Source organism: Aquibacillus salsiterrae, assembly GCF_028416595.1.
In the GTDB taxonomy this organism is placed as follows: domain Bacteria; phylum Bacillota; class Bacilli; order Bacillales; family Amphibacillaceae; genus Aquibacillus_A; species Aquibacillus_A salsiterrae.
On record NZ_JAMQKC010000049.1, the window covers coordinates 1 to 2898 of the forward strand.

At 35.4% G+C, this 2898-nt stretch carries 4 protein-coding genes; all 4 read left to right on the forward strand.

Annotated features, from left to right (window positions below):
* The first annotated feature begins 91 nt into the window (after window positions 1-91).
* The 4 genes from istA (at window position 92) to NC799_RS18125 (ending at window position 2787) form a co-directional block, all read left to right on the forward strand.
* Window positions 92-1387 carry an IS21 family transposase gene (gene istA / locus NC799_RS18110; RefSeq protein ID WP_272447834.1) on the forward strand — a complete coding sequence of 432 codons (1296 nt, stop codon included), beginning with the start codon at window positions 92-94 and terminating at the stop codon, window positions 1385-1387.
* A complete protein-coding gene (istB, locus tag NC799_RS18115; RefSeq protein WP_272447835.1) occupies window positions 1380-2129 on the forward strand; it encodes an IS21-like element helper ATPase IstB in 750 nt (249 codons plus the stop codon). Before istA ends, istB begins: the two co-directional genes overlap by 8 nt.
* Before the next feature lie 149 nt (window positions 2130-2278).
* Entirely contained in the window at window positions 2279-2410 is a 132-nt protein-coding gene (locus tag NC799_RS18120; RefSeq protein WP_272447836.1) for a hypothetical protein, read from the forward strand.
* A 158-nt stretch (window positions 2411-2568) separates the two neighbouring features.
* The gene (locus tag NC799_RS18125; RefSeq protein WP_272447837.1) at window positions 2569-2787 is read left to right on the forward strand and encodes a DUF5348 domain-containing protein; all 219 of its coding nucleotides are present in this window, start codon (window positions 2569-2571) and stop codon (window positions 2785-2787) included.
* Window positions 2788-2898 lie beyond the last annotated feature (111 nt).

Genomic DNA, 2898 nt, shown 5'->3' on the forward strand with positions numbered 1-2898 from the left:
TATAAATGATACCCTAAGGATGTACATAAATGATTGTTTAAAAATGTACAATATGGATGCTTAACCGCATAATATTCTTGAGGTGAATATTGTGCATATCGCAATCATTGTGAATACAGATATCGAAATTAATAATCTTTCAGATTTACCAAAATTAAAAATGTTAATGGAGAGTTCAAAGATGAAAATCAATAAGAGTCAATTAGCTCGAGATATGGGGGTGGATCGAAGGACGATAGAGAAATATCTCGATGGTTTTAGCCCTAAAACTTCTCGAGATCGCAAATCAAAAATAGATGAATATTATGAAACCATATCGTTACTTCTATCCGGAGAGTCTCAACAAGTATTTTTTTATAAAAGAATTCTATGGCAGTATCTAACAGATAATCATGGATTAAAGTGCTCACAGGCGGCTTTTAGAGCCTACATATTAAAAAAAACAGAGTTTCAAAGTTATTTTGATTCAGGAAAACGAAAGAGTGATACCAAAGAAGTAATTCGGTTTGAAACACCTCCAGGTGAACAAGCACAACTAGATTGGAAAGAAAATATTCGATATGTCACCAAAGACGGAGAAATATTATATGTAAATGTGGGCGTGCTATTACTTGCCCATTCGAGGTTCCGAATATTTCACTTATCCATTTCAAAATCTCAGAGTGTGTTATTGTCCTTCCTGACGGAATGTTTTGAAGCCATTGGCGGAGTCCCGAAGACGATCGTGACAGACAATATGAAAACTGTTATGGATGAGTCCCGAACAGAGTTTCATGAAGGAAAGGTGAATGAACGCTTTTATCAATTCTCCAAAGACATGGGATTTGAGGTAAGGCCCTGTATAGCTGGAAGGCCTAAAACGAAGGGAAAGGTAGAGTCTCCAATGAAATTCATTGATGAGATTCATGCTTATCAAGGGAAATTCGATTATGAGGGACTACATCAATTTGTACAAAAGCTGTGTAATCGAATCAATAATAGCTATAACCAAGGATCAGGAAAGATACCTGTATTAGCTTTTAAAAAAGAAAAGGATCTCTTATCCCCACTACCAAATGAAAGAATAAGAGACCACTATAAAATTGATCATAAACTCGTAAAGGTAAACCCTTCGAACATGATCACCTACAAGTCTAACCAGTATTCAGTCCCTGCTGGATACATTGGGAAAACTGTAGGGCTACAATTATATGATAACCATATCTTTGTTTATTATAACACGGATTTAATTGTCCAACACCTGATTCGGCAACAAAAAATCAACTATAAGCCAGAACATTATACGGAAGCGCTAGCTAGAGGACTACCATTCGCAAGCGAAGATGATATTGATGAACTAGCTAGGAAAAACCTTGAGGCGATTGATGAGGTGTATAAAAATGAATAGCAGTTATTCAAAACTTCAAAAAAACTTGGAGTACCTGAAATTAAAGCAAATGCTTGCACACCTGAACGAAACAATTGATTTCATGACAAACAATCAACTATCTTTTACAGACGCATTAGTGAAACTTACAGACTATGAAATTGATATGAAAGAAATAAATATGATGAGGTCAATGGTTAAAATGGGGGCATTCCCGCATTTTAAAGAGGTCAAAGACTTTGATTTTGATTTTCAGCCATCAATTAATAAACAGCAAATACTAGACTTTACAACTTTGCGTTTTATTGAGTCGCAAGAGAATATCGTTTTCTTGGGACCCAGTGGGGTAGGAAAAACTCATTTAGCAACTTCTATCGGAATCGCAGCAGCTAAGAAAAGAACGAGCACATATTTTATAAAGTGCAATGACTTAATTATGAATCTGAAAAAGGCAAAACTTGAAAACCGATTCGAAACTAGGCTAAAACATTACTCGAAATATAAATTGCTTCTTATTGATGAAATTGGTTACTTACCAATCGATTCAGAAGACGCCAAGTTATTCTTTCAACTTATCGATATGAGGTATGAAAAGAAAAGTACGATACTAACAACAAACGCAAATTTTAAAGATTGGGGAGATATATTCCAGGACACTAAAATAGCCAATGCCATCTTAGACCGAGTCCTCCATTACGCCACTGTAGTGAACATAATTGGAGAATCTTACCGTCTTAAAGACCATTTTGCCAAAGAAAAATAACAAAGTCAATTAATGTAAAGGAGATAGATTAGATGCATGCCGGTAAAAGAAGCAATGGAATTCTTTTGTTCATACAGTGTGCACTGTCTAAGGAGTTGATTGTGGATGAATAAGAACAGTACCAAACATACAGGCAATCGAATCAGAGGATGATCTTTATCAGTTTAACGACTGGTGCAGATGGAAAAGGGACAGCGTACGAAGAAGGAATTGATAACCAGACTAAAAATCGAAAGATTACTAGAGGAAATAATGAACTAAAGGCAAAGTATCATCGTTAGAAAAAGAAAAGGAACATTTAGAAGATCCAATAGACATTATGTGATTTTAATCAAAAAGGTCCCTGCCTAGTTTTAAAATTAGGTAGGGGAATATTAGTCAGCCAATCTGACGGAATACATTTTCGGCAGATTCGACGCAAAAAGAATGGAGAAGAACAATGAACAAAACTAGGATGCGTTATGATCAGGGGCGAGACCAATGGTTCGTTAATCTAGACGGAAGAGAATACGTTCTTCATTGCGGGGAAAGTTTTGAGTTATACATTGGGAGCAATGCCCTTCTTTGCCAATTGGAATTAGCGAGTAAATGGTATGTCATAATGGGAAATACTCGATTTGATTTACGAGAACATGATCAATATATGGTCAATTTGTAGTGGATCCACTCAGTTGCATATCAGTTAGAGGCTAAACTTTGATTTAGTTTATTAACTAAATTGTGCATACTTAAACAATCAAAAATGTACATTCTATCGTTGACATTTACA